The following is a 24,938-nucleotide window of genomic DNA, read 5'->3' as shown; positions in this document are numbered from 1 at the left end:
ACACCGAACGTGGCACTGCATGAATAATCGTCGCCGCACCGGGCTTGCGGGGCTGGCTATCGGTATCGGCCTGCTCATCCTGCTGACCCTGGCAGTGCACTTCATCTACGCCGTCTGGCCCTGGCCCGAAGCACCGCGTGGTTCGGGACCGCTGCGAGAGGCGGTCATAGTGGAGCGAGCCCGAGTCGAGGAGCTGGCTGGGGGACCGTCCATTGAGCTCATCGGCACGGTCATCGAGTGGGCGTACCGGATCACCTTCGAGTGGACAGGACTGGATGGCTTCATGCACTCGGCGGCCGAACCATCCACCGAGAACAGCGCCGACGAGATCTCGAAGCGCATGGCCATCGGCCTGCGTGACCTGACCGAAACCTTCTACTGGAGCGTGCAGCTGATCGGGCTGCGACTCGGCGTGCTGCTGGTATCTCTGCCTCTGTTCCTGGTGGCCGCTGTCGGCGGGGCGGTTGACGGTGCCGCAGCCTGGTATCTGCGGCGCACAAAGGTCGACCGCGAGTCGGGGTTCATCTATCACCGGGCCAAGTTTGCGTTGTGGATCGCGATATTTGCGCTATGCGCTGTCTACCTGGCGCCACCCATCCCACTTGATCCCAAGAGCGTGATCCCGCCTTTTGTTGCCATCTTCGCGATCACCGTGCGAATAAGCGTGGCGTACTTCAAGAAATATCTGTGAGCCCACCTATTCAGGCGTTGCGCGAATAAACGCGAAAGCCCCCACATGTCTTGTCGCTTTCCCAGGTTTTTCTCGCACGACCCACCGTTAGTATGAACTGCGTATCAAAGCACGGTGGAGCACGTGAACTCATGAGGCAACCAACAATCGCACACCAACCCCCACTTTGGATCGCGTATGCCTGAGCACCACACAATCCGAATCGAAAGAAAGCCAGCAGTGTTAAATCGGACCGGAATGAGTCACGCGACCCTCTATCGCCGAATCAGTGAAGGCTTGTTCCCTCCCGGGGTTTCCCTTGGCAATCGTTCTGTCGGCTGGCTGGCCCATGAAGTGGACACGATGTTGAGTGCCTACGCCTCAGGAAAGACGACAGAGGAACTTCAGACCGTGGTAAAAAGCCTTATAGAAAAGCGGCAGACTCTGGCCAATTGATTGACTGTGGTTCGGTGTGTCGTCCCCATTGGGTATCCTTGCTCGTTACTCATGGTGGATAGGAGATCCAGTCGATGTCGAACAGGAGCCACTGGCCGCACTTCCTGGCGCCATGACAGCGCATCGAGCCCGGATTGGAAATACGGAACGAAAGAGGTTGCTTCCGTCTGGCAAAACATACTGACACCAGCGACGACGCCCGACAGCGAACTGAGCGGATGCCCGATGGCATCCGTCTCACTGAAGACCATGTTCTTGTGGTCGCGGTTGTCGGAGCTGTCTTCGGTGCGGTTGCCGGCACTGCCTTCGCCAAACCCATCGCCGCACGTTGCATCCGCGCGCGATCTTCTTCATGGAGTTGCTGGAAACGCTGCAGCACAACTTGCTTGGATTGCTCGGGATCGGCCGTAAGGCCATCAGACAGCTTTGTTTCGATACGCTGGATGCCATCCAGTTCGTAGATGTGGAACTCCATTCCCGTGGAATCCAGCTGCCGGTTGAAGGTTGATTTACCCGTGACAGGCGATTCGGTCGTGGTAAATACCTCGACGATGTGGGGACGCATGTCTACCAGTTCACCCGCAGGTGCAACTGCGGCAGCGAGAAGAGCCGATACCGGCAAGAAGAAGCGTATTGAATATCTGTTCCCGATCATCTGCACGAAAAGCCCACGGAGAATGAGATGGCTATCGTGAATCACAAAAGGAGATCAGGGAACGGATAACTCGATCAAGGTGCGGCGTGGTTTCTCCCCAGGCATCAGCTCGAGCGACAAAATAACGAGGGGAAATGGCGCATGCTCCGAATAAGCAATCCCCCGCCCGAGCTTTGAGGAAGCTGCCAAGCACGATATTGGAGTTACTCTTCCTCCCAACTGGGAGTGTCAAATTCTGCTTCAATGCGGCATGCATTGATCGCATTCCTTTGTCCCTTCAGCTGTTGGCCATACGTCCATTGAATCGGGCACGAGCAGCGACGATCTCGGGCTGGTGGCGCTCGGCCCAAGCGATGAGTTCGGTGAGGGGCGACATCAGCGAGGCCCCGAGCGGAGTGAGTCCGTAGCGCACTGAGGGTGGTGTCGAGGGCGTGACCTCGCGCCAGATGAGTCCGTCGCGTTCCAGGTGACGTAATGTCTGGGTCAGCATTCGGCGCGAGATATCGGGTACGGCGCGGGCCAGCGCATTGAATCGCTGTGGGCTCTGCGACAGGGTGACCAGGATCAGTGTCGACCACTTATCGCCCAGGCGATCTAGCACGTCGCGCACCGGACAATTGCGGTGTCCGGTGGACGAAGGTGCCGGGTCGAGGGCTGAAGCGGCGTCGGTATTCAGGTCGTCGGGCGTCATGTCGGTTCTCTCAAGGTAACTATGAGCGGTGGGTGTGCCTTCTTGTCTAAATAGCAAGGTTACTTTATAAGACCAACACTCACAAATAAACTGGGAGGAACCTCATGAAACTCTACTACAGTCCCGGCGCCTGCTCGCTCTCGCCCCACATCGTCCTGCGTGAAGGCGGGTTCGACTTCCAGCTCGAGCGCGTCGATCTGCAGGCCGGAACGACCGAAACCGGTATCGATTACACCCAGATCAACTCCCTGAGCTATGTCCCGGCCTTGCAGCTCGACGACGGCCAGGTGCTCACCGAGGGCCCGGCCATCGTGCAATACCTCGCCGACCAGGTGCCCGACAAGCGCCTGGCACCGCCGGCGGGTACGCCGGCGCGCTACCGGTTGATGGAGCGGCTCAACTTCATTTCCACCGAGTTGCACAAGGGCTTCGGCGCGCTGTTCAACCCGGCCTTCCCGGACGACGCGAAGGCGCTCGTCACCGCGCAGCTGAAAGATCGCATCGGACATGTCGAGCGGCTCATCGGGGACAAGACCTGGCTGATGGGCGATGACTTCAGCGTGGCCGATGCCTACTTGTTCACCGTGCTCAGCTGGGGACAATACGTGGGGATCGACCTCTCGCCCTGGCCAGGGCTGGCCGCCTACCTCGGCCGCGTCGCCGCCCGTCCCGCCGTCCAGGCCGCGCTGGCCGCAGAAGGCCTGGTTCCCGCTGCCCAACAAGGAGAATGAGAATGACAACGTTGTTCACATCGACCCAGCTCGGCCCCCTTTCCCTGCCCAACCGAATCGCCATGGCGCCGATGACCCGCTCGCGCGCACTGGACAACGTGCCTAACGAATTGATGGCCCAATACTACAGTCTGCGCGCCGAGGCCGGGCTGCTCATCACCGAAGGCACCTCGCCCTCGCCCAACGGCCTGGGCTATGCACGCATCCCCGGCCTGTATTCCGAGGCGCAGATCGCCGGCTGGCGCCAGGTGACGGACGCCGTGCACGCGGCCGGCGGGCGTATCTTCGTGCAGCTGATGCATACCGGGCGCATCGCGCATCCGGCCAACCTGCCGCAAGGCGCCCGCATGGTCGGGCCGTCGGCCATCGCCGCGCCGGGTGAGATGTGGACCGACAGCGAAGGGATGCAGCCCCATCCCGTACCACGCGAAATGTCGGAGCAGGACATCGCGGCGGCGATCGAGGAATACGCCGCTGCCTGCAAGAACGCCAGGTCCGCGGGCTTCGACGGTGTCGAGCTGCATGGCGCCAACGGCTACCTGATCGACCAGTTCCTCAACACCGCCTCCAACCAGCGCAGCGACCGCTGGGGCGGTTCGCTGGAGAACCGCATCCGCTTCGCGGTGGAAGTGGCCCGCGCGGCCGCGGCGGCCATCGGGGCAGAGCGGGTCGGCATACGCATCTCGCCCTATGGCGTGTTCAACGGCATGGCGCCGGATGCTGAGGTGGATGCCCTGTACCTGCGTCTGGTCGAGGCGCTCAATGGTATTGGTCTGGCCTATATCCACGTGGTCGACCACAGCTCAATGGGCGCGCCACCGGTGAGCGAAGAGCTCAAGGCGAAATTGCGCGCGGCCTTCAAGGGCAAATACATCCTCTCCGGCGGCTACGACGCCACACGCGCCAATGCCGACCTGGACGCCGGCAAGGGCGATCTGGTCGCCTTCGGCCGCCCCTTCATCGCCAATCCGGACCTGGTGCAAAAACTCAAGACCGGCGCGGAACTTGAGGCGCCCGATCCGGACACCTTCTACACCCCCGGTGCGAAGGGCTATACCGAGTTCTGATGCGTCAACCCAGCCTGTTCACTCCCCACGGCGGCGGCCCCTGCTTCTTCATGGAGTGGGAGCCGCCCGATACCTGGGCGCGGCATCGCGCGTTTCGCTTCGGTTGAGCGCAACGGATCAGACGCCGACCGCGTGATCAAAGCGCTGGATGCATTCTTTCCGTTTCGACTCGATTCATCCGAACTGCCCTCTGAATCTTTGCATTGCTCTTTGAGCATCTGGTCAATCTCGGCCTGCAGCCACTCTTCTGCCACATCCACGCCCCTTGATAGCTGTCCGATTTCGCTGAATGGCTTACGTGGACGGGGCCAAAGGTGCGACATATGGCGTATTTTGACAGTTATTATGTCTTACTTATATAATAAGCAATACGTATTAATTGATGATGCCAACTCATGAAATTGCCACAAGACAGCCTTGGTTTCCTGCTGGCGGACGTTTCCCGTCTGATGCGGCGGGAGTTCCAGCAGCGCTTGGAGAGCAGTTCCCTCACCCTTGCTCAAGCGCGGACGCTCGTTTATGTCTCTCGCCATGAGGGTGTCCACCAAGTGAAGTTGGCCGAATTGCTGGAAGTGCAACCCATTACGCTCGCCCGTTTGATCGACCAACTGGCCAATGCCGGGTTGGTAGAGCGCCGGCCTGATTCCGTTGATCGGCGGGCCTATCAGATATTTCTGACGCCAGCCGCTGCTTCCCGCCTGACAACAATTGGACAGGTCGCTGCGGCGATCCAGGCCGATGCCCTGCGCGATCTCGACGAACAAAAAGTCGCCCTCGTCTTCCTCGCTCTTCGCAAGATGCGCGACAACCTCGGATCGCGGTGAGAACCCGCAAATCAACGTTATTCCCGGAGCCACCTGTTCATGAGCGATTCCCCGATCGTCGACGAAACGACTACCATCGAAACCGTACGACCACCCAAGCACCGCTTAAAACGGCTGATGCTGCTGCTTGGGGTTCCGTTGGTCGCTGCACTCGTCGTTGCGATCGTCTACCTCAAGGGCGGGCGATATGTCGAAACCGACAATGCCTATGTCAAGGCCGACAAGGTACCGGTCAGTGCCGAGGTGTCCGGGATGGTCAAGGAAGTGCTGGTTCAAGAAAACCAGTCCGTCGCGGCAGGCACGCCGCTGTTCCGGCTTGATCCTGCGCCGTTTCAGATTGCGCTGGCTAAAGCCGAAGCCAAACTGGCGCAGGTGCGCATCGATCTAGCTTCACTCAAGGCGAGTTACCGCGAGAAACAGGCGGAAATCGCGCTGGCGCGAACCAAGTACACGTTTGCCCAAAAGGACCTACGGCGACAAGCAGATTTGGTGGGGCGGCATCTTATCTCGGCGTCGAAGTTCGACGACGCCACGCAAAGTACCGACATCGCCACGCAGCAAATCAAAGCCTTGGAGCAGGATCTAAAGCGCATCGCGGAAACCATGGGAGGCAGCGTCGATTCGCCAGTGGAGCGCCACCCAAGCTATCGGGTGGCGCTGGCCGAACTGGAGCAAGCCAGGCTCGATCTGGCGCGGGTCGAGGTGCGCGCCTCCCTGCCCGGCATCGTCAGCAAGCCACCTAAGCCCGGGCAGTATGTCGCCGCCGGCTCCATGGCGCTCGCCTTGGTGGTCAGTGGGAACTTGTGGGTCGAAGCCAACTTCACCGAGACGGATCTCACCTACGTTCATCCGGGCCAACCGGTCACTATCCATGTCGATACCTACCCCGACACGGTATGGAAGGGGATGGTGCAAAGCCTGAGTCCCGCCACAGGGGCGGAGTTCTCGATAATCCCCGCTCAAAATGCCACCGGCAACTGGGTCAAGATTGCACAGCGCGTGCCCGTGCGGGTCAAGATCGAAACCGCACCGAACCTGCCGCGACTGCGCGCGGGGTTGAGCGCCACGGTGGAAATCGACACTGGCCATCGCCGTCGCGTACTCGGATTTTCGCTCTGAGATCAAATAATGACCGCTGCGACGACAGCCACAAGCCCGGAAAGCGCACATCGCGGCTTGATCACCGTATCGGTCATGCTGGCGACCATCATGCAGGCATTGGACACGACTATCGCCAACGTGGCGCTACCGCACATGCAGGGGACAATGGGCGCCACCCAGGATCAGATTGCTTGGGTGCTGACCTCGTATATCGTGGCGGCAGCGATCTTCATGCCCCTGACCGGTTTTCTTTCGGCGCGCTGGGGACGCAAGCGCGTTTTCATGTGGTCGGTGATCGGCTTTACTCTTGCGTCGATGCTATGCGGCGCCGCGCAAAGCCTGAACCAGATCGTACTTTTTCGTCTGCTGCAAGGAATATTCGGCGCGAGCCTCGTACCACTATCGCAGGCCGTACTGCTCGATACGTTTCCGCGCGAGCGCCATGGATCGGCGATGGCGATGTGGGGCGTGGGCGTGATGGTGGGGCCGATTCTCGGCCCCACGCTCGGCGGCTGGCTGACCGAGTATTACAACTGGCGCTGGGTCTTCTATATCAACCTACCGTTTGGCCTGCTGGCATGGTTCGGCCTGGCGTCGTTCGTGCGTGAAACGCCGATTGACCGTACGCGGCGTTTCGACTTGCTCGGCTTTGCACTGCTGAGCCTCGGCATCGGCGCGCTGCAGATGATGCTGGACCGTGGAGAATCGCTCGACTGGTTTACCAACCCGGAAGTGGTGATCGAGGCCATGCTCGCGGGCCTCGCGCTCTTTCTTTTCATCGCTCACATGTTCACCCACGAGCATCCGTTCATCGAACCCGGGCTGTTCAAAGACCGCAACTTCAGCGTCGGCCTGCTGTTCATCTTCATCGTTGGGGTCATCCTGCTCGCCACCATGGCCCTGCTGCCGCCGTTCATGCAAGGCCTGCTGGGCTACCCGGTGATCGATGTCGGTTATCTGCTGGCCCCGCGCGGCGTGGGCACCATGATCGCAATGATTGCGGTGGGCAAATTGTCCGGCAAGGTGGACGTGCGCCACATGATTTTTCTGGGCCTCGTTTTGACCAGTCTCTCCCTGTGGGAGATGACCCTTTTCGACATGGACATCAGCGGCTGGGACATCGTGCGCACCGGCATCACGCAAGGGTTGGGGCTGGGATTTATCTTCGTGCCGCTATCCACCATCACCTTTGCCACCCTGGCGCCGCGATACCGCAATGAGGGCACAGCGCTGTTCAGCCTGATGCGCAACATCGGCAGCAGCATCGGCATCTCGGTGGTGATGACCTATCTGGCGCAACGCACTCAGGCCAATCACGCCGCCCTCGCCGACTACATCAACCCGTTCAACCTGGCACTCAAACGTGCCGTCGAGGCCGGTGCCTACGATTTGACGACACCCCAGGGATTGGCAGCAATCAACGGCGAGGTGACGCGCCAGGCCGCTACGCTGGCCTACTTGCAGGACTTCCGACTGATGATGTGGATCACGGTGGCCGCCATCCCGCTGATAATCCTGTTGCGGGCGTCACCGAAGAAAGCTGCAGTGAACGGGGGGAACGCGGCGATGGAGTGACGGCCGCGCTGCCGAATATGCGACCGCAAACAATTGGTGAATAGCAGACATACTTTTGACGCCATCGGAGGACAATTGCATGTTTCAGACTATCGTTTTCGCCTATGATGGCAGCGCCGAGTGCCAAGATGCGCTTGAGGAGGGTATCGCGCTTTCAAGTCGCTTCAACGCCCGCTGTCATCTGCTGGCGGTTGTTCCGCCGCTGTCGCCATATTTCCTGGCTGCGGGTCCGCTGCAAGAAGATCTGTCGGAAAAAGACCGTGCCTACATCAGCGCCATCCTTGAGATAGGCCTCGCACGCCTGCGCGAGGCGGGGTTGGACGCTACCGGCTCCATCAGGATATGGGAGGCGCCGGCCGAGGCCATCGGCGATTTTGTCCGCGAGGTCGGCGCCGACCTCGTTATCGTCGGCCACCATCGGCGCTCGGCCTTCGACCGCTGGTGGCGCGGATCGGTAGGCCATTCCCTCCTCGACAAACTACCCTGCAGTTTGTTTGTTTCCATGCCGCGCGAAACTCCCCACGCGCCACGAGATCACGCAGCAGATCGATAAGCAAGCTCGCTAACCAGGTGAGACGCTACGGCGCGCTCAGCGCCGCGCCACAAGCCCTGCCAGCGCAACCAGGGAGAATACGGCGCCCGCGTAGAACGTCATCGCCGGACCAGCCCAGGTCCACAGTCCGCCGGCGATGACGCTGGCGGCGAGCAAAGCCGCGCCACTCACCAGATTGTATACGCCGAAGGCGGTGCCGCGCAGGTCGGCCGGCGCGGCGTCAGCGACCAGCGCCGACAACAGCCCTTGCGTCGCGCCAATGTGCAGGCCCCAGATCGCCGCCCCGAGGCCAACGACCCAGACGTTCGCGGCGAGCGCGAGTGTGAGGTCCGCGGCGATCAGGAAAACCACGCCCCAGACGAGTAAGGTGCGGCGGCCGCCGTTGTCGGAGAACTTGCCGAAGGGATAGGCGCTCGCCGCGTAGACGACGTTCATCACGATCAGGATCATCGGTACCCAGGTCGGGGCGAGCCCCACGTCTTCGGCGCGCAGGAGCAGAAAGGCCTCAGAGAAGCGCGCCAGGGTCAGCACTGCGGCAAATGCCACCACCCGCCAGAAACGGCCGGTGAGCCGCGCGAGGCTGGCGCGGCTGATGGGAAACTGTGTCCTGGCCGCGGAGCGCGTGGCCGCGGGCTCCTCGACGCCGAAAGCGATCAGGAGCACACAGATGACAGCGGGCAGCACCGCCACCCAGAACACCAGACGGAAATCGTCGTGGCTCGCCGCCATCAAGCCCATCGCGGCGAGTGGCCCGGCGAAGGCCCCCACCGTGTCCATCGCCTGGCGCAGGCCGTAGGCGGCGCCACGCTGCGCCTCTGGGGTGATGTCCGCGATCAGCGCATCGCGCGGAGCGCCGCGTATACCCTTGCCGATGCGGTCGAGAAATCGGGCGACGAGCACGGCCGTGACGCCCGTGGCAAGCGGGAACAGCGGCTTGGTCAGCGCCGCCATGCCATAGCCGATGAGCACCAGCGGCTTGCGGCGCCCTACCCAGTCGGAGATCACGCCGGAAAATACCTTGGCGATCGAGGCTGTCGCCTCGGCGATGCCTTCGATCGTGCCTACCGCCATCGCGGATGCGCCCAGCACCGTGACCAGGAACACCGGCAGCAGGCTATGGATCATCTCCGAGGAGAGGTCCATGGTGAGGCTCACAAGGCCGAGTGCAACGACGCCCTTGGGAAGTTTCATACCGTGCTACCCGAACTGGCGCCTGAAACGCCACGCACCCAGCCCAAAAATCGCCATGCCGAGCAACGCCAAGCCCAGCAATGCGTCCCATAGCACGTCGAGCCCAGCGCCCTTGAGCAGAATGCCGTAGCCCATCTCGATGAAGTGGTAGAGCGGCGAGAGGTACATGGCCTGGCGCAGTCCCGCCGGCATGGCCTCGGGCGGGGTCCAGGCGCCGGAGAGGAAGATCATCGGCATCAGCACGAGGATGGCGAGCAGCGCGGCCTGGGCGAGGTTGCGGGCGAGGGTGGCGATGTAGAGGCCCAGCCCCGCCGTGGTGAAGGCATACAGCGCGGTGACGGTGAAGAAAAGTGTAAGGCTGCCTTTCATGGGGAAATCGAAGGCGCCGTGCAGCACCAGCCCAAGGCTCGCCGCCGTGCCCAGCAGGATCACCAGGGTCATGGCGACCACCTTGGGCAGCAGGATCTGCAGGGAGGAAAGCGGGGTGACCAACAGTTGCTCGATGGTGCCGCGCTCCTTCTCGCGCACTGCGGCCGCCGCCGGCAGCATGATGGACATGATGGTGATCACCACCAGCAGCTCGGAGAGCGGCATGAACCAGGCATCCTTCTGGTTGGGGTTGTACCAGACCCGATGCTCGCTTTGGACGATCGGCACGTTTTCCAGGGCGCTGGCGCTCTGGCCCAGCCGCGCGAGCGCCTGATCGAAGCCATACTGGCCGATGATCTGGCTGCTGTAGCTGGCGGCGAGAAAGCCGAGCACGGTGTTGGCGGCATCCACCTGCACCTGCACGGCGGTCGGTCTGCCGGTGAGAAGGTCGTGCTCGAAGCGCGGCGGAATATCGAGCACCACCAGCGCCCCGCCGGTGTCGAGCAGACGTTGACCCGTACGCACGTCCGCCACCTCGCCGCCCTGCTTGAAGTAGGGCGGCTGGAAACGGTAGATCAGCTCGCGGGAGGCGGCGCTCTGGTCGGCATCGTGCACCACTACCACGGCGTTGTTCAGGTTCATGCCGACATTGCCCGCCATGTAGGTATCGAACAGGAACAGGTAGGCGATGGCGAACACCAGCAGGCCATCGCGGCCGAGCTGGATCAGTTCCTTGAGCGTCATCGCCCAGAAGCGCCACAGCCACAGGCCGAGCCGGCTCGTCATCCGCTCGTTCGGCGTCATCATGCCTTGGGCCTCTTATTGAACAGGAGGAAGCTGGCCGTCCAGAGAACGAAGGCGTAAATCGCCAGCGCCAGCACCTTGCCCCACAGCACGTCGAGCCCCACGCCCTTGAGGAAGCTGCCGAGCACGATGTCGGCGTAGTACATGGCGGGGAACAGGTGCGCCTCGAACTGCCCCATGGGGTCCATGGAGGCGATGGGCACCAAGAGTCCCGAATAGAGCACCGAGGGGACGATGGTGACCACCACGGTCAGCATCATCGCCGCCACCTGGGTGCGCACCAGCAGCGACACCAAAAGGCCGATGCCGGTGGTGCACACGACGAACACCGTCGAGGCCAGGGCGAAAAACAGCGGGTCGCCCTTGAACGGCGCGCCGAACAGGCGGGTGGCGAACAGCCACAGGATGAGGAAGTTGAGCAGGGAGATGCCGACGTAGGGGGTGAGTTTGCCGATCAGGAACTCGCCGCGCGTCACCGTCGAGGCATAGATGTTGTAGATGGAGCCGTTTTCCTTCTCGCGCACCACGCCCAGCGCGGTCAGAAACGGCGGGGTGATCATCAGCACGAACATCACCAGCACCGAGGCGATCGACCAGGTGCTGCGGATGGCCTGGTTGAACATGTAGCGCATCTCCACCGTGACCGGTTGCGCCATGGCCTGGGCCGTGGCGGGCGGCACGCCCAGGCGGGCGGCGATGTAACGCGAGAGCTGTTCCGTGTTGTAGGCGGCATTGATGGCCACCACGTAGCCCTGGCTGCTCGAGGTGCGGAACGGGAAGGTGCCGTCGATCAGGGTCTGCACCGCCACGGCGCGCCCCTGGGCGAGACGCTCGCCAAAGCGCGGCGGGATGACGATGGCCAGGCGAATGCGGCTGTCGGCCAACAGCGGTTCGATCTCGCGCTCGCTGGCAAGCTCTCCCCGGTAGTCGAAGTAACGTGAGTCGATATAGCGGTGCAGGTAGTCGCGGCTGGCGGCGCTCTTGTCGTGGTCCACCACGGCGAAGGGGATGTGCTCCACGTCCAGCGTGAGGCCGTAGCCGAAGATCAGCATCAGGGCGCTGGGCACGACGAAGGCCAGGCTGAGGAACAGCCGGTCGCGGACGATCTCGCGCCATTCCTTGTAGCTCACGGCCAGGATGCGGCGCAGGTTCATCGCCCCGCCTCCGCGCGTTCGCGTGCCAGGATGCGGTGAACGAACACATCCTCGAGCGACGGCATCTTCAGCGTGATGTCATGCACCGTCACGCCTTTCCCTTCGAGCAGGGTGCGGATGCGCGCGCGGGTCGCGTCCACATCCTGCGCCAGCACATGCAGGCGGCGGCCAAACAGGGCCGGCTGTCCCATGCCTGCCTGTTCCAGCGCCTGCAACGCCGGCAGCACGGGCTCGGCGGCGATGTCGAGCATCTGCCCCGCCTCCCGCTGCAGCGCGTCCTTCAGTGCTTGCGGGGTATCGTCGGCAATGATCTGTCCGGCATGCATCAGCGCCAGGCGGTCGCAGTGCTCGGCCTCGCTCATGTAATGGGTGGTGAGCAGGATCGCCACGCCATCCACGCGTGCCAGGTGCACCAGAATCTCCCAGAAGCGCCGCCGGCCGATGGGGTCCACGCCGGAGGTCGGCTCATCCAGGAACAGCACGCGCGGCCCGTGCACCAGCGCGCAGGCGAGCGCCAGGCGCTGGCGGATGCCCATCGGCAGGCGCGCGACGAGTTCATCGCAGACCTTGCCGATCCCGGTCAGCTCGACCACGCGCCGGATGCGGGCATCGAGATGCTGGCGCGTCACGCCGTAGAGGCGCGCGAACAGGCGCAGGTTCTCGCGTACCGTCATGTCCTGGTAGAGCGAAAACGCCTGCGATACATAGCCGATGCGCTCCTTGATGGCCCATCCGGCATGGCGCATGTCCGCCCCGGCCACCGCGCCCGCGCCGCCCGTGGGCGGCAGGATGCCGGTGAGCATCTTGATCACCGTGGTCTTGCCCGCCCCGTTGGCGCCGAGCAGACCGAAGATTTCCCCCTGCTGCACGCTGAAGCTGACCTGATCGACGGCGCGGAAGTGGTCGAAGTCACGCGTCAGCCCCCGCGCCTCGATGGCCACACCATCGGCAGGTGGCGGGTCGTCCGTGCGCTGCGCGACCGTCCGCTGCTCCTCTTCGACCGCCTGCTCGCGGCGCAAAAGGATGATGAAGGCGTCCTCCAGGGTCGGGGGCGAGGCGCTCGTCTCGTGGACTTCAAGGCCATCGAGCAGGGCATGCACCCGTTCCAGGGCGGCCGCGTGCGCCCCATCCGGGACGAAGACCCGAATCCGCCCGCCGACCGCCTCGATATCGGGGAAGTGGGGCTTGAGTCGTTCGAGCGCCTCCATCTGCGCAGGGGCGGCGAGTTCGACCAGGGTGCCCGGCGCCGCGTCCAGGATCGCCTGCGGCGGGCCTTCCGCCAGCACGCGGCCGCCATGCAGCAGGGCCAGGCGCGCGAAACGCTCGGCCTCGTCCAGATAGGCGGTGGAGACCAGCGCCGTCACGCCGCGCTCGCGCAGCAGTTGCGTCAGGATCGCCCAGAAGTCGCGGCGCGAGACCGGATCGACGCCGGTGGTCGGCTCGTCGAGGACGATGAGCTCCGGCTCGTGGATCAGGGTGCAGACCAGGCCCAGCTTCTGCTTCATGCCGCCGGAGAGCTGTTTCATCGGCCGGTCGCGAAACCTGTCCAGGCGCGTCATGGCCAGCAGCCTGGCCTTGCGCGTCGCGAGCATCACCTGCGGCACCTCACGCAATTCTGCGAAGAAATCGATGTTTTCTTCCACCGACAATTCCGGGTAGAGGTTGAGCCCCAGCCCCTGCGGCATGAAGCCGATGCGTCCCTTGACCTTCTCCGCCGCGGCCTCCGAATCGATGCGCTGGTCAAAAACCTCGATGCGGCCGCCCTCGAAGGCGAGCACCCCGGCGACGGCCTTCATCAGACTGCTCTTGCCCGCCCCGTCAGGACCGATCAGGCCGTAGATCTCACCGCGTTGAACCGCAAGGCTCACCCCGTCCACGGCGGTTTGCTTGCGGTAGCGTTTGCGCAAGCCCTCCACCCGCACCACGGGCGCGGCGTCGCTCACCAGCGCGGTTTCGCCCACGGCGCGTCCTCCTGCCAGCGGATCACCGCATCCGCGGGCAGGCCCGGCGTGGCGCGGTGCTCGGGGTTCGCATCCAGATAGAGGCGCACCTCATACACCAGCTTGACCCGCTCGTCCGGTGTCTGCACCTCCTTGGGCGTGAACTGGGCCTGGGAGGCAATGTAGCGCACCGTGGCCGCGAAGGGCTGGTCGGGGAAGGCGTCGGTGTGGATGCGCGCCGGCAGGCCCAGACGCACCTTGCCGATCTCCTTGCCCGGCACGTAAACCTTCAGATAGAGCCGGTCGAGATCGACGATGTCGAAAAGTGGCGCACCCGCGGCGACCACCTCGCCCGCATTCACCAGGCGCTGGGTGATGATGCCGTCGGCGGGCGCGACGATGGTGAGGTCGGCGAGCACGCTCTCGGCCTCTTTCAGCGCGGCCCGCGCCTGATCGAGCTGGGCGGCCAGGGCCTTGACCTCATCCTCCTTGGCGCGCAGCCGTTCATCGCCCAGACGCGCCTGGGCGAGCTGCCTTTCCGCCACGCGCACGGCCTCTTCGGCTGAGTGCGCCTGGTTGGCCGCGACCTCGGCGGCGAGCGCCATCTGCTCGTAACGGTGCCGGTCCACCGTGCCCACCTCGGCCAGCCTGCGGAAGCGTTCGGCATCCCGCGCCGCCTGCTCCGCGCTGGAACGGGCCGAGGCGAGCTGCGCGCGGGCATGGGCGAGGTGGGCCTCGGCGGTCTGGATCGCCAAGGGCAGGTCCTTGCGCGCCACGGCGAGCGCCGTCTGCGCCGCTTTCAATTGCGCCTCCATGGCACTGACCGCTTGGCGAGCCTGATCGAGCCTGGCGCGGACCTGGGCATCGTCCAGGCGGGCGAGCACCTCGCCCTTCTTTACGCTATCCCCTTCACGGGCCGGGAGGTCCGCCACCTTGCCCGGGACCTTCCCGGCGACCGCATAGTGATCGCCCTCAATACGGCCGTTGACCTGGATCAGGCCCTCCGGCAGCGGCGGCGTGCGCAGCCAGAACCACCAACCCGCGACGGCGAGCAGGGCCAGCACGGTCAATCCGGAAACGAGCCAGACGGGTGGGATGTTTTTCTTCACGGTGGCCCCCTCCCCCTCTCTAGAGATCGCCCACGGCACGCTTGAGCCGCAGTCCGGCCAGCGCGGCGTCATAGAGCGCGGCGGCGTGATTGGCCTCGCTGTTGGCACGCAAGGTTTCGGCGTCGAGCACCTCGGTATGGGTGGACAGACCGTTGGCATAGCGGTCGCGCACCACGCGCAGGTTTTCCTCGGCCTGGGCGATGGCGGACTGCGTCACGGCCAGGCGCTTGCGGGTTTCCAGCACATCCAGCCAGGCCTGGCGTGCCTGCAAGGCGATGACGGAGGCCAGGTCCTCGCGCTGTTCCGAAAGCGCGGCCGCCTGCCGCTCGACGGCACTGGCGCGGTGGTTCACCACCCCTCCATCGAAGACGTTCCACTTGGCGCCCAAGGTGACCATCCACTGGCCTTCGTGGACCTGATAGCGGTTTTCCTGATAGCCATAGCCACCGGACAGCGCGACCTGTGGACGGTTCTCCCCGCGCACGGCGGCCGCCTGCTGGCGCAAGGCCTCGACCTGGTGGCGGAGCGCGGCCAGCTCGCTGCGTTGTTCCTGCGCACGCGCGGTGAGCCCGGCCAGGGGCGGCGGATCGCCGTCCGGCGGCGTCAGCTCGTCCAGGCTGACCGTCTGCTCCAGCGGCCGCCCAAGCGGCCGGTTGTAGGCGGCCCGAGCCAGGTCCACGGCGTTGGCGACCTGCAAAGCCTTCTGCCGTGCATCGGCCAGAGCCACCTGAACCGATAAGAGATCGCTTCTCGCCACCATGCCCTGGCCGAGCAGGTTCTCGACATCGCGGGCATGGGCTTCCAGGCTGCGCACATGGCTTTCGGCCACTTTCAGCAGGCGACCTGTGCGCAGCACTCCGACATAGGCCTCGGCCACGCGCAGCTTGAGGTTCTGCTCATCGCCGGTTTCGCCCAGCCTGGCCGCTTCGAGGGCCGAGGCGGCGGCCTCGATGCCGCGCTCGATACGCCCGCCCGTGTAGAGCGGCAGCGTGGCCATGGCCTTGTAGGCACCGCTCTCTTTTTGCGCCAGCGGCATTTGCAGCGACTGGCCGAAGAACTCGGCCTTGGCTGCCGGCGTGTTGTCGAGGGCAGTGTAACCCGCCTCCAGCGCCACATTGGGCAGGCGCGCCGACTTGGCCGCCTCCAGCAGGCTGGCGGTGGCGGCGGTGTTTTCCCGTGTGGCCCTGAGGCCGCGATCCACTGCCAGGGCGGTGTCCCATGCCTGCTGCAAGGATTCGGCGGCGGCGTTGCCCGCGATCAGTGCCGTGATCAGGAGCGCGCCGCGAAACCTCCGTAAACGATGCTTGCGTATCATGGTTTTCCTTCTGCCATTATGGTTGCCGTTTCCGCTTGTGCCTACTGCTTGCGCTGGAGCAGCAGATAAAGGAGCAAGGGGATGACGATCAGGGTGAGCACGGTGGAAGCGATGGTGCCGAAAATCAACGACACGGCCAGACCACCGAACACCGGGTCGGAGAGGATCACCGCGCTGCCGAGCACGATGGCCAGGGCGGTCAGCAGGATGGGCCGAAAGCGCACCGCGCCGGCCTCGAGGATGGCCTCGCGCAGGCCCATGCCCTGGCGTTGGTAGTCGAGCACGAAGTCGATGATCAGCAGGGAGTTGCGTACCACCACGCCGGCCAGGGCGATGATGCCGATCATCGAGGTGGCGTTGAACGGCTGCCCCATCAACCAGTGTCCGGGAAAGACGCCCGCCAGCCCCAGCGGGATTGCCGCCATGGCGACCAGCGGCAGGGTGAACGACTGGTAATAGGCCACCAGCACCAGGAAGATGAAGGTGATCGCCAGTCCCAGGGCACCGAGCATGTCGCGGTAGGTATCGAGCGTCATGCGCAGCTCGCCATCCCAGAGCAGACGCGGGCCGTCCAGGGTGTCCGCGGTCACCGGGTTGAGGCGCAGGTTGCCGGTGGTCAGCCGGCTGCCATCGTCCAACAGCAGGCCGTCCAGGCGCCGGTCGAGGTCGAGCACGGCATAGAGGGGCGCGGTGGATGCGAGTTCCCCGCCCACGAAGCTGACGCGCTCGCCGTCCTTGCGCAGGATGGGGCGATCGGCTAGGGCCGGCGTCACACGCACCAGTTCGGACAGCGGCACGCGCTGCCCCTGCCGGTTGGTGAGCGACACCCGTGACAGCAGCTCGGGGGCGATCTGATGACGGCGCGGGATCTGCAGACGGATGGGCACCGGGTTCTTCTCGCCCTGAACATGGGCGCGCCCCAACTCCTCGCCATCGATCAGGCGGCGCAGCGCCATGGCCACCTCCGCGACGCTCAGGCCCGACAGCGCGGCCTTTTCCCGGTCGACCACTAAGCGGTGCTCGTACACATCCTCCCCCTCGGAATCATTCACCTCCACCATGTCATAGGTCTGCCGGAAAGCCGCCTTGACTTGCGCGGAGAGCGCGCGCAACTGTTGCGGATCCTTCCCGTAAATCTCGGCCAGCACGGTGGCGCGCACCGGCGGCCCCGGCGGGTCTTCCAGCAGTTGCACGGTGCTGCCGGGATAACGCGCGGCGATGGCCTGCACCGCCGGGCGCAGCGCGCGCACGATCTCGATCGAGCTCACGCGGCGGGTGGTCTTGTCCTGCAGGTTGACGCGGATCTCCGCCACATGTGGCCCCTGTTTGTTGCCGGCACCGCGCAGCAGACCGTTGAAATCGATCACCCCGGCCTGGCCGATCCAGCTCTGGTAATCGGTGACGTAGGGATTCTGGCGCAACAGGGCGCCGACCTCGCGGGCCAGCCGGTCGGTGGTCTCCACCGGGGCGGTCTGCGGCAGGTCGAGGGTGATGTTGAAGGTGTTCTTGTTGTCCTTGGGCATCATCGCCATCTCGACGCCGAACCAGGCCTGCGGCCCGCTCAGGCCGGCCGGCCGCACAAACTGCCAGGCGGGCTGGAACAGCGACAGCATGATCGCCAGGGCAGCCAGCGCAAACACGGCCCGTCGCCGGGACGGACTGTCCACCAGGGGCGTCATGAGCACGTGGTAATAGCGGTGCAGGCGGTCTCGGCTGTCGTGGTCCTCCAGGTCATGACCCTCGCCCGGCTTGAGCCAGCGGTTGGCCGCCCAGGGCACCACGGCATAGCCCACCAGCAGGGAGGCAGCCATGGCGACAGGGACGTTGAAGGCGACCGGATAGAAGTACTGCCCCGGCATGCCGCTGACCACCAGCAGCGAGCCGAATACCAGTATCACCGCCAGGGTCGCCAGGTTGGTGGGTGAGCCGATCTCGTTGACGGCATCCACCGTGACGCGGGGCTTTTCCGCCCGGCCGAGGCGGCCGTAGCGGCGGTGGATGTTCTCGATGACGACGATGGCGGCATCGACCAGCAGCCCGAGCGAGAGGATCAGCGCAAACAGCGAGACGCGGTTGATGGTCAGGTCGGCGAAGTAGGCCGCGCCCAGGGTGAGCGCCAGGATCAGCGGCACCGTGACGCCGACGATCAGTGCCTCCTTCAGCCCCAGGAAGGCCGCGGTTACCAGGAATACCGCCAGCACGGCGACCCCCAGGTGCATGATCAGCACGTTCACGGCCGCGTCGGCCTTCTGGCCATCGTTGCGGGTCACCACCAGATCAACCCCGGCGGGCACGAATTGCGCCTGCATCCGCGCGATGCGCTCGATCACCTCATCGGCCACCCGCACGGCGTTGGTGCCGGTTTTCTTGGCGACCGCCAGCGTCACCGCCGGCATTTCAGGCTGCTGCGACTTGCCGAAGCGCGCATCGGCGGGGCCAAAGGCGAGACGGCTCAGTTGCGTACGCTCCTCGGGCGGGCCGTCAATGACCTGCGCCACGTCGCCCAGATAAATCGGGCGGCCGGCGTGATGGCCGACGATCAGATGCTGCAGATCCTCCGTCGAGGCGAAAAAGCCATCCAGGAACACGTCGCGATTCTGTCCCTGCCGCACCACCGTGCCCAGCGGGGCGGAGACATTGCCCGCGGCCAGGGCGGCGCGCAGTTGATCGAGGGTCACGCCGAAGGCCTGCAGGCGCTCGGGATCCAGCTCGATGCGCAGCTCCCGGTCGCGGCCACCCTGTACGTAGGCAGCCGATACCGCCTCCAGGCTGCGTACGCCTTCGAGCAGGCGGTCGGCCAGTCGCTTCAGGGCGTAGTCGTCGTAGTGTTCCGATGCCAGGGTGACGGTGACGATGGGCACGTCGTCCACGTCCACGCTACGGATCAGCGGATTGCCGGCATCAGGCGGCAAGCGGTCGCGCTGGCCCAGCACACGGTCGTAGAGCTTGACCAGGGATTGCTCCTTGTCTTCACCCACCTTGAACTGCACCATCAGCACACCCATCGAGTTCACGGCGGTGGCGTAGGTGTGATCGACCCCCGCGATCTGTTTGACGATGCCCTCCAGGGGGCGGATCACCAGGTCCTCTACCTCTTCGGCCGAGGCGCCGGGCAACAATACCTGCACCTCGGCGCCGGGCACCACGATCTGCGGGTTTTCCTCGCGCGGGGTGAGCGCCAGCGCCAGCAGCCCCAGCAGGGCGCAGGCCAGCATGAACAAGACGGTCAGTTTGGAGGTGACGAAGATGTCCGCCAGGCGCCCGGCGCTGTTGAGCCGGCGGTCAGTCATTGCGCGGCCTCCGCCGGGATGACGCGGTCGCCCTCGCGCAGGGCGGGTTCGACCGCCGCCACGAAGCGCTCATCCGCCGCGAGACCGGCGCTCACCTCGACCCGATCGGGCCATTCACGGCCGGTGCGCAGCCAGCGGAAGCGCGCCAGGCCTTCGCCGTCCACCACGAACACGCCGGTGAGCCCGCCGCGCTCGGTCAGCGCCCGCCGGGGCACCACCGGCGCAGGGCTTTCCCCCAGGGTAAAGACGGCACGACCGAACATCCCAGGCATCAGCCCAGGCGTTTCGGGCAAGGCGATCTTGACCTGGTAGCGGCGGCTGACCGGGTCACCGGAGGGCACCACCCGGGTCACCCTGCCGGACAGAGGCGCGGGCAGGCTATCGAGACTGACCCGCGCCGCCTGGCCCGTCTCGATGGCGGCGATCCGGCTTTCGGCCACGAAGGTTTCAAACAGCAGGTCGCGCCCCGATTCCACGGTCAGCAGCGGCACGCCGGGTACGGCCAGGTCGCCGACCCGTTTGAGGCGGGCCACCACCAGCCCGTCCACCGGACTGCTGATCTCGGCATAGGCGCGCTGGGCGAGTGCCGTGTCGAGACCGGCGCGCGCCTGGTTCAGGGCCTCGCGGGCGGCGTCGAATTTCAGCCGCACCTTGCGCATTTCGTTGTCCGAGACGCCGCCGCGCTCGAACAGGCGCTCGAAGCGCTCGAGATCGGTTTGCGCATCCCGCAAGGCGGCCTGCGCCGCGCCGTGCGCAGCTGCCGCCTGACGGATGCCGCCTTCCACATCGGCGGCGTCCAGGCGGGCGAGCACCTGCCCGCGCTGTACCCGGTCGCCCTCCTGCACCTGAATCTCCCGGATATAGCCGCTCAGGCGCGAGGCGATATCGACACGCTGGTCGGACACCACCGAACCCACCGTGGTGTGCTCGATCGGCGCACCCATCGGCGCCGTCATGATCGGCAGGTTCCAGCTTTTCGGGTTCGGTTGGAGTTGGGCCTCCGGCGCTTTGTCGCAAGCGGCCAAAAGCACGGACATCGCCAGCGGCGCCACGCCTATCAACAGGTTTCTTCTTCTCATCAAATGCAATCTTCCGATGGGGTTTTCTTGGTGCTGGAAAGGGTGTGGGTCATGGCGCCGAGCGCACCGCCTCGATATTTGCCATGTTCAGATCAACCAGTTCGAGCGGCCGCTGGTTCCCGGTGGCCGTCGCGATGGTCTGCGCGTGCTGCGTCGCCTGGCGGCACAGGTCGAGCGCGCCCCCATGCAGGGCCGTGCGCGCCCCGCAGCGGTCCATGACATCGGCTTCCTGCATCAAGACCTGGCTGGCCACGAGGCTTGCGCCGTAGCGCCGGGCGACGTCGGCGAGCGGATCAGGGTAGCCCGCAAGGATGGCGCCCACAGTGCCGGCAGCCTCACCCAGCGGCGCCGCCAATCGTTGACGAGTCCGCAGCCATAGGACCGGATCGCCGCTAGTGTCTTGCGCCCGACTCAGATTGGCGGCCTCCAGTTCTGCCGCGCGGGTGACCGCATCGGAAACCACGGCCAGGACGTGCGGATTGGCGCAGCGCACCAGGAGGCGAAAGGCCCCGGTGGTCAGGTAGTCACCCGCCAGCACCGCGGCGGCGTTGCCGAGCAGCGCTGAAACGCCGCCAGGCGCATCGACGTGGGCGTGCAACTGCTGCAGGCTGATGTGGATCAGGTCCAGCGCCGTGCCGGCATCGATGCCCGTCTGGCCTGAATGGAGGCTAGAGGTGACAAACGCACGGATCGGCATTTGCTGGTTCGACAGTAAGAGACGCAAGGCAAGCTGGACGGGCGCAGCCTCGCAGGACAGGGTGCCCGCTACGGCGGCGCGCACGCCAGTCATGACGGTCTCGGCAAAGTTCATGGGATGAGTGTCAGTCATGAGTTTGCATCGCTTTCCAGCGGGCCAGCTGCTCCGCCGCGCTGCGGTAGCCGATCTCGATGATTTCCTCGGCGCGGTCGAACTCTATGAACCGCACCGCCCCGAGGGGCGGCTGAATGAGGATGTCCGGTTTGTCGTGCCGCAGGTTGGTCTGGGTGACGCGCGCCTGCATGATGTAAATTGAGCTCAGCAGCACATCGAAGATGCCCGGCAGCGGTTCCTGGTGCAGCCAAGCCTCGAACTGGGCCAGGACCGGGCTTTTCACGGCTTGCAAGCTGGTCAGCAGGCGCGTCATGGTGGCGTTCGAACTGAGTGCCTGGACGCCCCGCTGCGGGTGCGTCGTCCGATGCGCCACGATGTCGTGGTTGAGATCGACGGCGATGATCAGGTCGGCGCCCATGGCGCGCGCCACGCTCACCGGCACCGGGTTGACCAGGCCGCCGTCGACCAGGATGCGGCCGTTGCTGCGCACCGGCGTGAAGATGCCGGGCACCGAGATGCTGGCACGCACCGCCTCGATCAGGTCGCCCGCCCCGACCACCACCTCCTCGCCGCTCATGATGCAGGTGGCCACGGCGCGAAAGGGAATGGGCAGGTCCTCGATGCGCTGGGCCTGCACATGAGCGCGCACGAAATCGTCGATCTTCTGGCCATCGATCAGTCCCGAGCGGGGGAAGACCGGGTCGAGCAGGGAGATGATGCGCTTCCAGTCGAATTGGAGAAAGCGCTCGGTCAGTCCTTCCAGCTTACCGGCCGAGTAGATGGCGCCGATCACGGCCCCGATGCTGGTGCCGGCGATGCAATCCACCTCGATGCCGGCCTCCTCGATAGCGCGCAACACGCCGATGTGCGCCAGCCCGCGCGCCGAGCCGCTGCCCAGCGCCAGGCCGACCTTGTGCGCAGACGGGGTCGAAACGCTACTGCGTTCAAGTTGGGCCATATTCATCCTTTTCCCCCGCGCCAGATTGAGATCAGCAGCCAGATGCCGCCGATCACGGCGGCAATGAAGCCCATCAGCCCGAGGGAGGGCAGGCCGGGCGCACGCTCGACGGTTATGACGATGGCCGAACCGACGATCAGGGCGGCGGTGACGACGCTGATCGCCAGGCGGCTGGCGGCGCGATCGAGCCGGTCGCCAAATTGCTTTAGGGGCAGGACTTCGACTTGCACCTGGAGCTTGCCGCGCCGCGCGGCGCGCAGCAGCTGGCGCAGATCCTGGGGCAGGCTGGCGAGCAGGGCAAGCGCGTTGCTCACGCTGCGCCAGCCGCGCCGAACCAGGGCGCCAGGCATGGCGTGGGCGAGCAGCACCCGTTCGAGGAATGGCGCGGCCTCGCCCGCCATGTCGAAGTCGGGGTCGAGCTGGCGCCCCATGCCCTCCAGCGTGATGAAGGCCTTGATCAGCAGTGCCAGGTCGGGCGGCAGGGCGAGGCCGTGCTCGCGCAGGATGGCGATGAGGTCGGAGAGCATGGCAGCCAGATCGAGGCGCTTGAGCGGCACGCCGTGATACTGGTCGACGAAGGCGTCGATTTCGGTAGCCAGGGTTTCGCCGTCGGTCTGAACGTCGCCACCCCAGTCCAGCAACACGTCGGCCACCTCGCCCGCCTCGTGGCTGACCAGACCGTGCAGCAGCAGTGCCAGTTGATAGCGGCGTTCCTCGGAGAGGCGGCCGACCATGCCGAAGTCGATGAAGGCAATGCGGTTGTCCGGCAGGTAGAAGACATTGCCGGGGTGCGGATCGGCGTGGAAAAAGCCATCTTCGAGCATCATCTTGAGCACGGCCTGCGCGCCGCGCCGGGCCAGCAGTTGGCGGTCGAGGCCGGCGGCGTCCACGGCGGCTAGGTTACGGCCGGGAATGCCCTCGACATAGTCCTGCACATTGAGCCGCTCGCCGGTCCACGGCCAATGGATGCGGGGCACGACGATCTCGGGGTGGTCCGCGAAGTGGGCGGCGATGCGCTCGGCGCTGCGGCCCTCGGCGGAAAAATCCAGCTCGCGGCGCAGTGACTGGGTGAACTGGCGCACCACCTCCCGCGGCCGGTAGCGACGCAACTCGGGCGCTTCTGACTCGATGATCTCGGCCAGCCGCGCCAGCAGGCGCAGGTCGGCCTCGACGATCGGCCGAATCCCGGGGCGCCGCACCTTGAGGATGACGGCCGTGCCGTCCGCAAGCCAAGCGCGATGCACCTGGGCCAGCGAGGCCGCAGCCAGCGGCTGTGTCTCTATACGTGCGAAGACCGTCTCCGGCGGCTCTCCCAGATCCTCCGTCAGTTGCGCCAGCAGCTCGGCGAAGGGAAGGGCGGGCGCCGCGTCCTGCAGCTTGCTGAACTCGGCGATCCACTCCGGCGGAAACAGGTCGACACGGGTGGCGAGGATCTGCCCCAGCTTGACGAAGCTCGGCCCCAGGTCCTCCAGCGCGCGGCGCACGCGGGCCGGCGGATCCAACCGCGCCAGCTCTTCCGGCGCCTGCCAGTGCAGCGCGCGGCCGGCCCGCTCCAGCGCCCCCGCCAGGCCGACTCGCCGCACCAGGTCGCCGAAGCCGTAACGGATCAGGACGGTGGCGATGTCATGCAGGCGGCCCAGGTCGCGGACGGCGCTGATCGCTTGCCAGAGCATCAAACGTCCTTGTCTGAGGTTTTCGATTCCAGGCGCGCGGCGACGCCCCGCAGTAGACCAGCGGCCAAACCGGCCAGCAGTGCGCCTTCATGGCGCAGGACTTTCACACCTTTTTTGGTCTGATCGCGCGCGCCTTCCTCCATGGCGTGGGGCAACTGTTCGAGCGCCGTCCTGACCCGCCGGCTGACGGCCGAGCCGCTGCGGTGGGCATGTTCGGCAAGCTCGGTGAAGGTTGCCTGGGCGACGCCCTTGGTCTCCCGTGCGGTAACTTGCAAGGTTTCAAGGAACAGCGTCTGTAGCGTGGCGAGATCGTCCACCGCTCGCTTCAGTCCCTCCCGGGAGAACTCGCTGCTGCGACCCGCCGCCTCCTGAATGGCCAACTGAGCGGCCTCCGCTGCCCCGGCGAGCGCCTCGTCCAGACCGCGCATTGCCTCTTTCAGCGCTCGTCCGCCGTCTTCCCCGAGCGGGGCGGCGCCTTCGCGGGCGCCTTTGACCACCGCCGCCGTCACGCGTTTGAGCGCGTCGCGATCAAGATGGCCGCGCGTCAGCGCATCAAGCGTGATCGCGCGCACTTGATCGGCGATCGCGGCCGGCTCGGTAGCGAGGGCGTCCTGTACCTGTCGCTCGATTTCCTCCGGTGGGAGAAGGGGAAGACGTCCCTGCTCTTTGAGCATCCGGTCGACCTCGGCCTCGGCCTGCAGCCAGTCTCCAGCCACGTCGCCGCCCAGAAAGTCGCGCTTCTCGGCGCGGAAATAGGCGGCCTCCGCGATCATTCGATAGCGTTCCTCCGCGGTGACAGGCGGGTTCATCTCAGCAACGGATTCCGGTGTCACATTCCGTGCGCCTGCGGATTTGGTTTTTGCCATGGTCGCTGCTCCTTTTCTAAAGTGAAGTGTGTGGAAAATCTGGCCTGTACAGGGCC

General features: G+C 65.2%; 22 protein-coding genes and 1 pseudogene. 8 read left to right on the top strand and 15 right to left on the bottom strand.

Annotated features, from left to right (window positions below; translation table 11 throughout):
• The first annotated feature begins 19 nt into the window (after positions 1-19).
• Positions 20-691, top strand: coding sequence for a DUF4400 domain-containing protein (locus COW1_RS00275; RefSeq protein WP_201345010.1), 672 nt, complete (start codon positions 20-22; stop codon positions 689-691).
• Between the two features lie 177 nt (positions 692-868).
• Complete coding sequence (locus COW1_RS00270) at positions 869-1,126, top strand: AlpA family transcriptional regulator (protein ID WP_201345009.1); 258 nt, start codon at positions 869-871, stop codon at positions 1,124-1,126.
• Here COW1_RS00270 and COW1_RS00265 read toward each other — a convergent pair.
• The 3 genes and pseudogenes from COW1_RS00265 to COW1_RS00260 form a co-directional block, all read right to left on the bottom strand.
• Positions 1,075-1,377, bottom strand: coding sequence for a hypothetical protein (locus tag COW1_RS00265; RefSeq protein ID WP_242466461.1), 303 nt, complete (start codon positions 1,375-1,377; stop codon positions 1,075-1,077). The two genes, COW1_RS00270 and COW1_RS00265, sit on opposite strands and share 52 nt — an antisense overlap.
• Before the next feature lie 107 nt (positions 1,378-1,484).
• Positions 1,485-1,601 (bottom strand): annotated as a pseudogene (locus COW1_RS17205) (DUF1525 domain-containing protein); the annotation flags it as partial.
• 457 nt (positions 1,602-2,058) lie between these two features.
• Positions 2,059-2,472: a helix-turn-helix domain-containing protein gene (locus COW1_RS00260; protein ID WP_201345008.1), complete on the bottom strand. Its 414-nt coding sequence runs from the start codon at positions 2,470-2,472 to the stop codon at positions 2,059-2,061.
• 104 nt (positions 2,473-2,576) lie between these two features.
• On the opposite strand from COW1_RS00260, the gene gstA reads away from it, so the two are divergent.
• The 6 genes from gstA to COW1_RS00230 all read left to right on the top strand — a co-directional run bounded on the left by gstA (position 2,577) and on the right by COW1_RS00230 (position 8,323).
• Complete coding sequence (gstA, locus tag COW1_RS00255) at positions 2,577-3,203, top strand: glutathione transferase GstA (protein WP_201345007.1); 627 nt, start codon at positions 2,577-2,579, stop codon at positions 3,201-3,203.
• Positions 3,204-3,205: 2 nt separating this feature from the next.
• Complete coding sequence (locus COW1_RS00250; RefSeq protein WP_201345006.1) at positions 3,206-4,270, top strand: alkene reductase; 1,065 nt, start codon at positions 3,206-3,208, stop codon at positions 4,268-4,270.
• A gap of 395 nt (positions 4,271-4,665) precedes the next feature.
• A complete protein-coding gene (locus COW1_RS00245) occupies positions 4,666-5,094 on the top strand; it encodes a MarR family winged helix-turn-helix transcriptional regulator (protein ID WP_201345005.1) in 429 nt (142 codons plus the stop codon).
• A 39-nt stretch (positions 5,095-5,133) separates the two neighbouring features.
• Positions 5,134-6,213: an HlyD family secretion protein gene (locus COW1_RS00240; RefSeq protein ID WP_201345004.1), complete on the top strand. Its 1,080-nt coding sequence runs from the start codon at positions 5,134-5,136 to the stop codon at positions 6,211-6,213.
• Positions 6,214-6,222: 9 nt separating this feature from the next.
• Positions 6,223-7,770: a DHA2 family efflux MFS transporter permease subunit gene (locus COW1_RS00235; RefSeq protein ID WP_201345003.1), complete on the top strand. Its 1,548-nt coding sequence runs from the start codon at positions 6,223-6,225 to the stop codon at positions 7,768-7,770.
• Between the two features lie 79 nt (positions 7,771-7,849).
• Positions 7,850-8,323, top strand: coding sequence for a universal stress protein (locus COW1_RS00230; protein WP_201345002.1), 474 nt, complete (start codon positions 7,850-7,852; stop codon positions 8,321-8,323).
• Positions 8,324-8,359: 36 nt separating this feature from the next.
• Here the strand turns inward: COW1_RS00230 and COW1_RS00225 are convergent, their stop codons facing one another.
• From COW1_RS00225 to COW1_RS00170, 12 genes are all read right to left on the bottom strand, one after another.
• Positions 8,360-9,514, bottom strand: coding sequence for an MFS transporter (locus COW1_RS00225; RefSeq protein ID WP_201345001.1), 1,155 nt, complete (start codon positions 9,512-9,514; stop codon positions 8,360-8,362).
• A gap of 6 nt (positions 9,515-9,520) precedes the next feature.
• Positions 9,521-10,690, bottom strand: a complete 1,170-nt coding sequence (locus COW1_RS00220) for an ABC transporter permease (RefSeq protein ID WP_201345000.1) — start codon at positions 10,688-10,690, stop codon at positions 9,521-9,523.
• A complete protein-coding gene (locus tag COW1_RS00215) occupies positions 10,687-11,841 on the bottom strand; it encodes an ABC transporter permease (RefSeq protein ID WP_201344999.1) in 1,155 nt (384 codons plus the stop codon). Before COW1_RS00215 ends, COW1_RS00220 begins: the two co-directional genes overlap by 4 nt.
• Positions 11,838-13,784: an ATP-binding cassette domain-containing protein gene (locus COW1_RS00210; protein ID WP_201344998.1), complete on the bottom strand. Its 1,947-nt coding sequence runs from the start codon at positions 13,782-13,784 to the stop codon at positions 11,838-11,840. The genes COW1_RS00215 and COW1_RS00210 overlap by 4 nt, the downstream gene beginning before the upstream one ends.
• Positions 13,781-14,890: an HlyD family secretion protein gene (locus tag COW1_RS00205; protein ID WP_201344997.1), complete on the bottom strand. Its 1,110-nt coding sequence runs from the start codon at positions 14,888-14,890 to the stop codon at positions 13,781-13,783. The genes COW1_RS00210 and COW1_RS00205 overlap by 4 nt, the downstream gene beginning before the upstream one ends.
• 19 nt (positions 14,891-14,909) lie before the next feature.
• Entirely contained in the window at positions 14,910-16,121 is a 1,212-nt protein-coding gene (locus COW1_RS00200; protein WP_201344996.1) for a TolC family protein, read from the bottom strand.
• 125 nt (positions 16,122-16,246) lie between these two features.
• A complete protein-coding gene (locus tag COW1_RS00195; RefSeq protein ID WP_201344995.1) occupies positions 16,247-19,495 on the bottom strand; it encodes an efflux RND transporter permease subunit in 3,249 nt (1,082 codons plus the stop codon).
• Entirely contained in the window at positions 19,492-20,574 is a 1,083-nt protein-coding gene (locus COW1_RS00190; protein WP_201344994.1) for an efflux RND transporter periplasmic adaptor subunit, read from the bottom strand. Before COW1_RS00190 ends, COW1_RS00195 begins: the two co-directional genes overlap by 4 nt.
• Before the next feature lie 49 nt (positions 20,575-20,623).
• Positions 20,624-21,385 (bottom strand): polyprenyl synthetase family protein, encoded by a 762-nt coding sequence (locus COW1_RS00185; RefSeq protein WP_201344993.1) that lies wholly within the window; start codon positions 21,383-21,385, stop codon positions 20,624-20,626.
• A gap of 10 nt (positions 21,386-21,395) precedes the next feature.
• The gene (locus COW1_RS00180) at positions 21,396-22,349 is read right to left on the bottom strand and encodes a patatin-like phospholipase family protein (RefSeq protein WP_370590877.1); all 954 of its coding nucleotides are present in this window, start codon (positions 22,347-22,349) and stop codon (positions 21,396-21,398) included.
• A complete protein-coding gene (locus COW1_RS00175) occupies positions 22,346-24,016 on the bottom strand; it encodes an AarF/ABC1/UbiB kinase family protein (RefSeq protein ID WP_201344991.1) in 1,671 nt (556 codons plus the stop codon). The genes COW1_RS00180 and COW1_RS00175 overlap by 4 nt, the downstream gene beginning before the upstream one ends.
• A complete protein-coding gene (locus COW1_RS00170) occupies positions 24,016-24,882 on the bottom strand; it encodes a DUF2934 domain-containing protein (RefSeq protein ID WP_201344990.1) in 867 nt (288 codons plus the stop codon). The genes COW1_RS00175 and COW1_RS00170 overlap by 1 nt, the downstream gene beginning before the upstream one ends.
• Positions 24,883-24,938: the final 56 nt, after the last annotated feature.

The sequence above is a fragment of the Thiohalobacter sp. COW1 genome (assembly GCF_016629505.1).
Classification (GTDB): Bacteria; Pseudomonadota; Gammaproteobacteria; order Thiohalobacterales; family Thiohalobacteraceae; genus Thiohalobacter; species Thiohalobacter thiocyanaticus_A.
The sequence above is the reverse complement of the archived record's forward strand: the minus strand, read 5'-3'. Positions and strand labels throughout refer to the sequence as shown.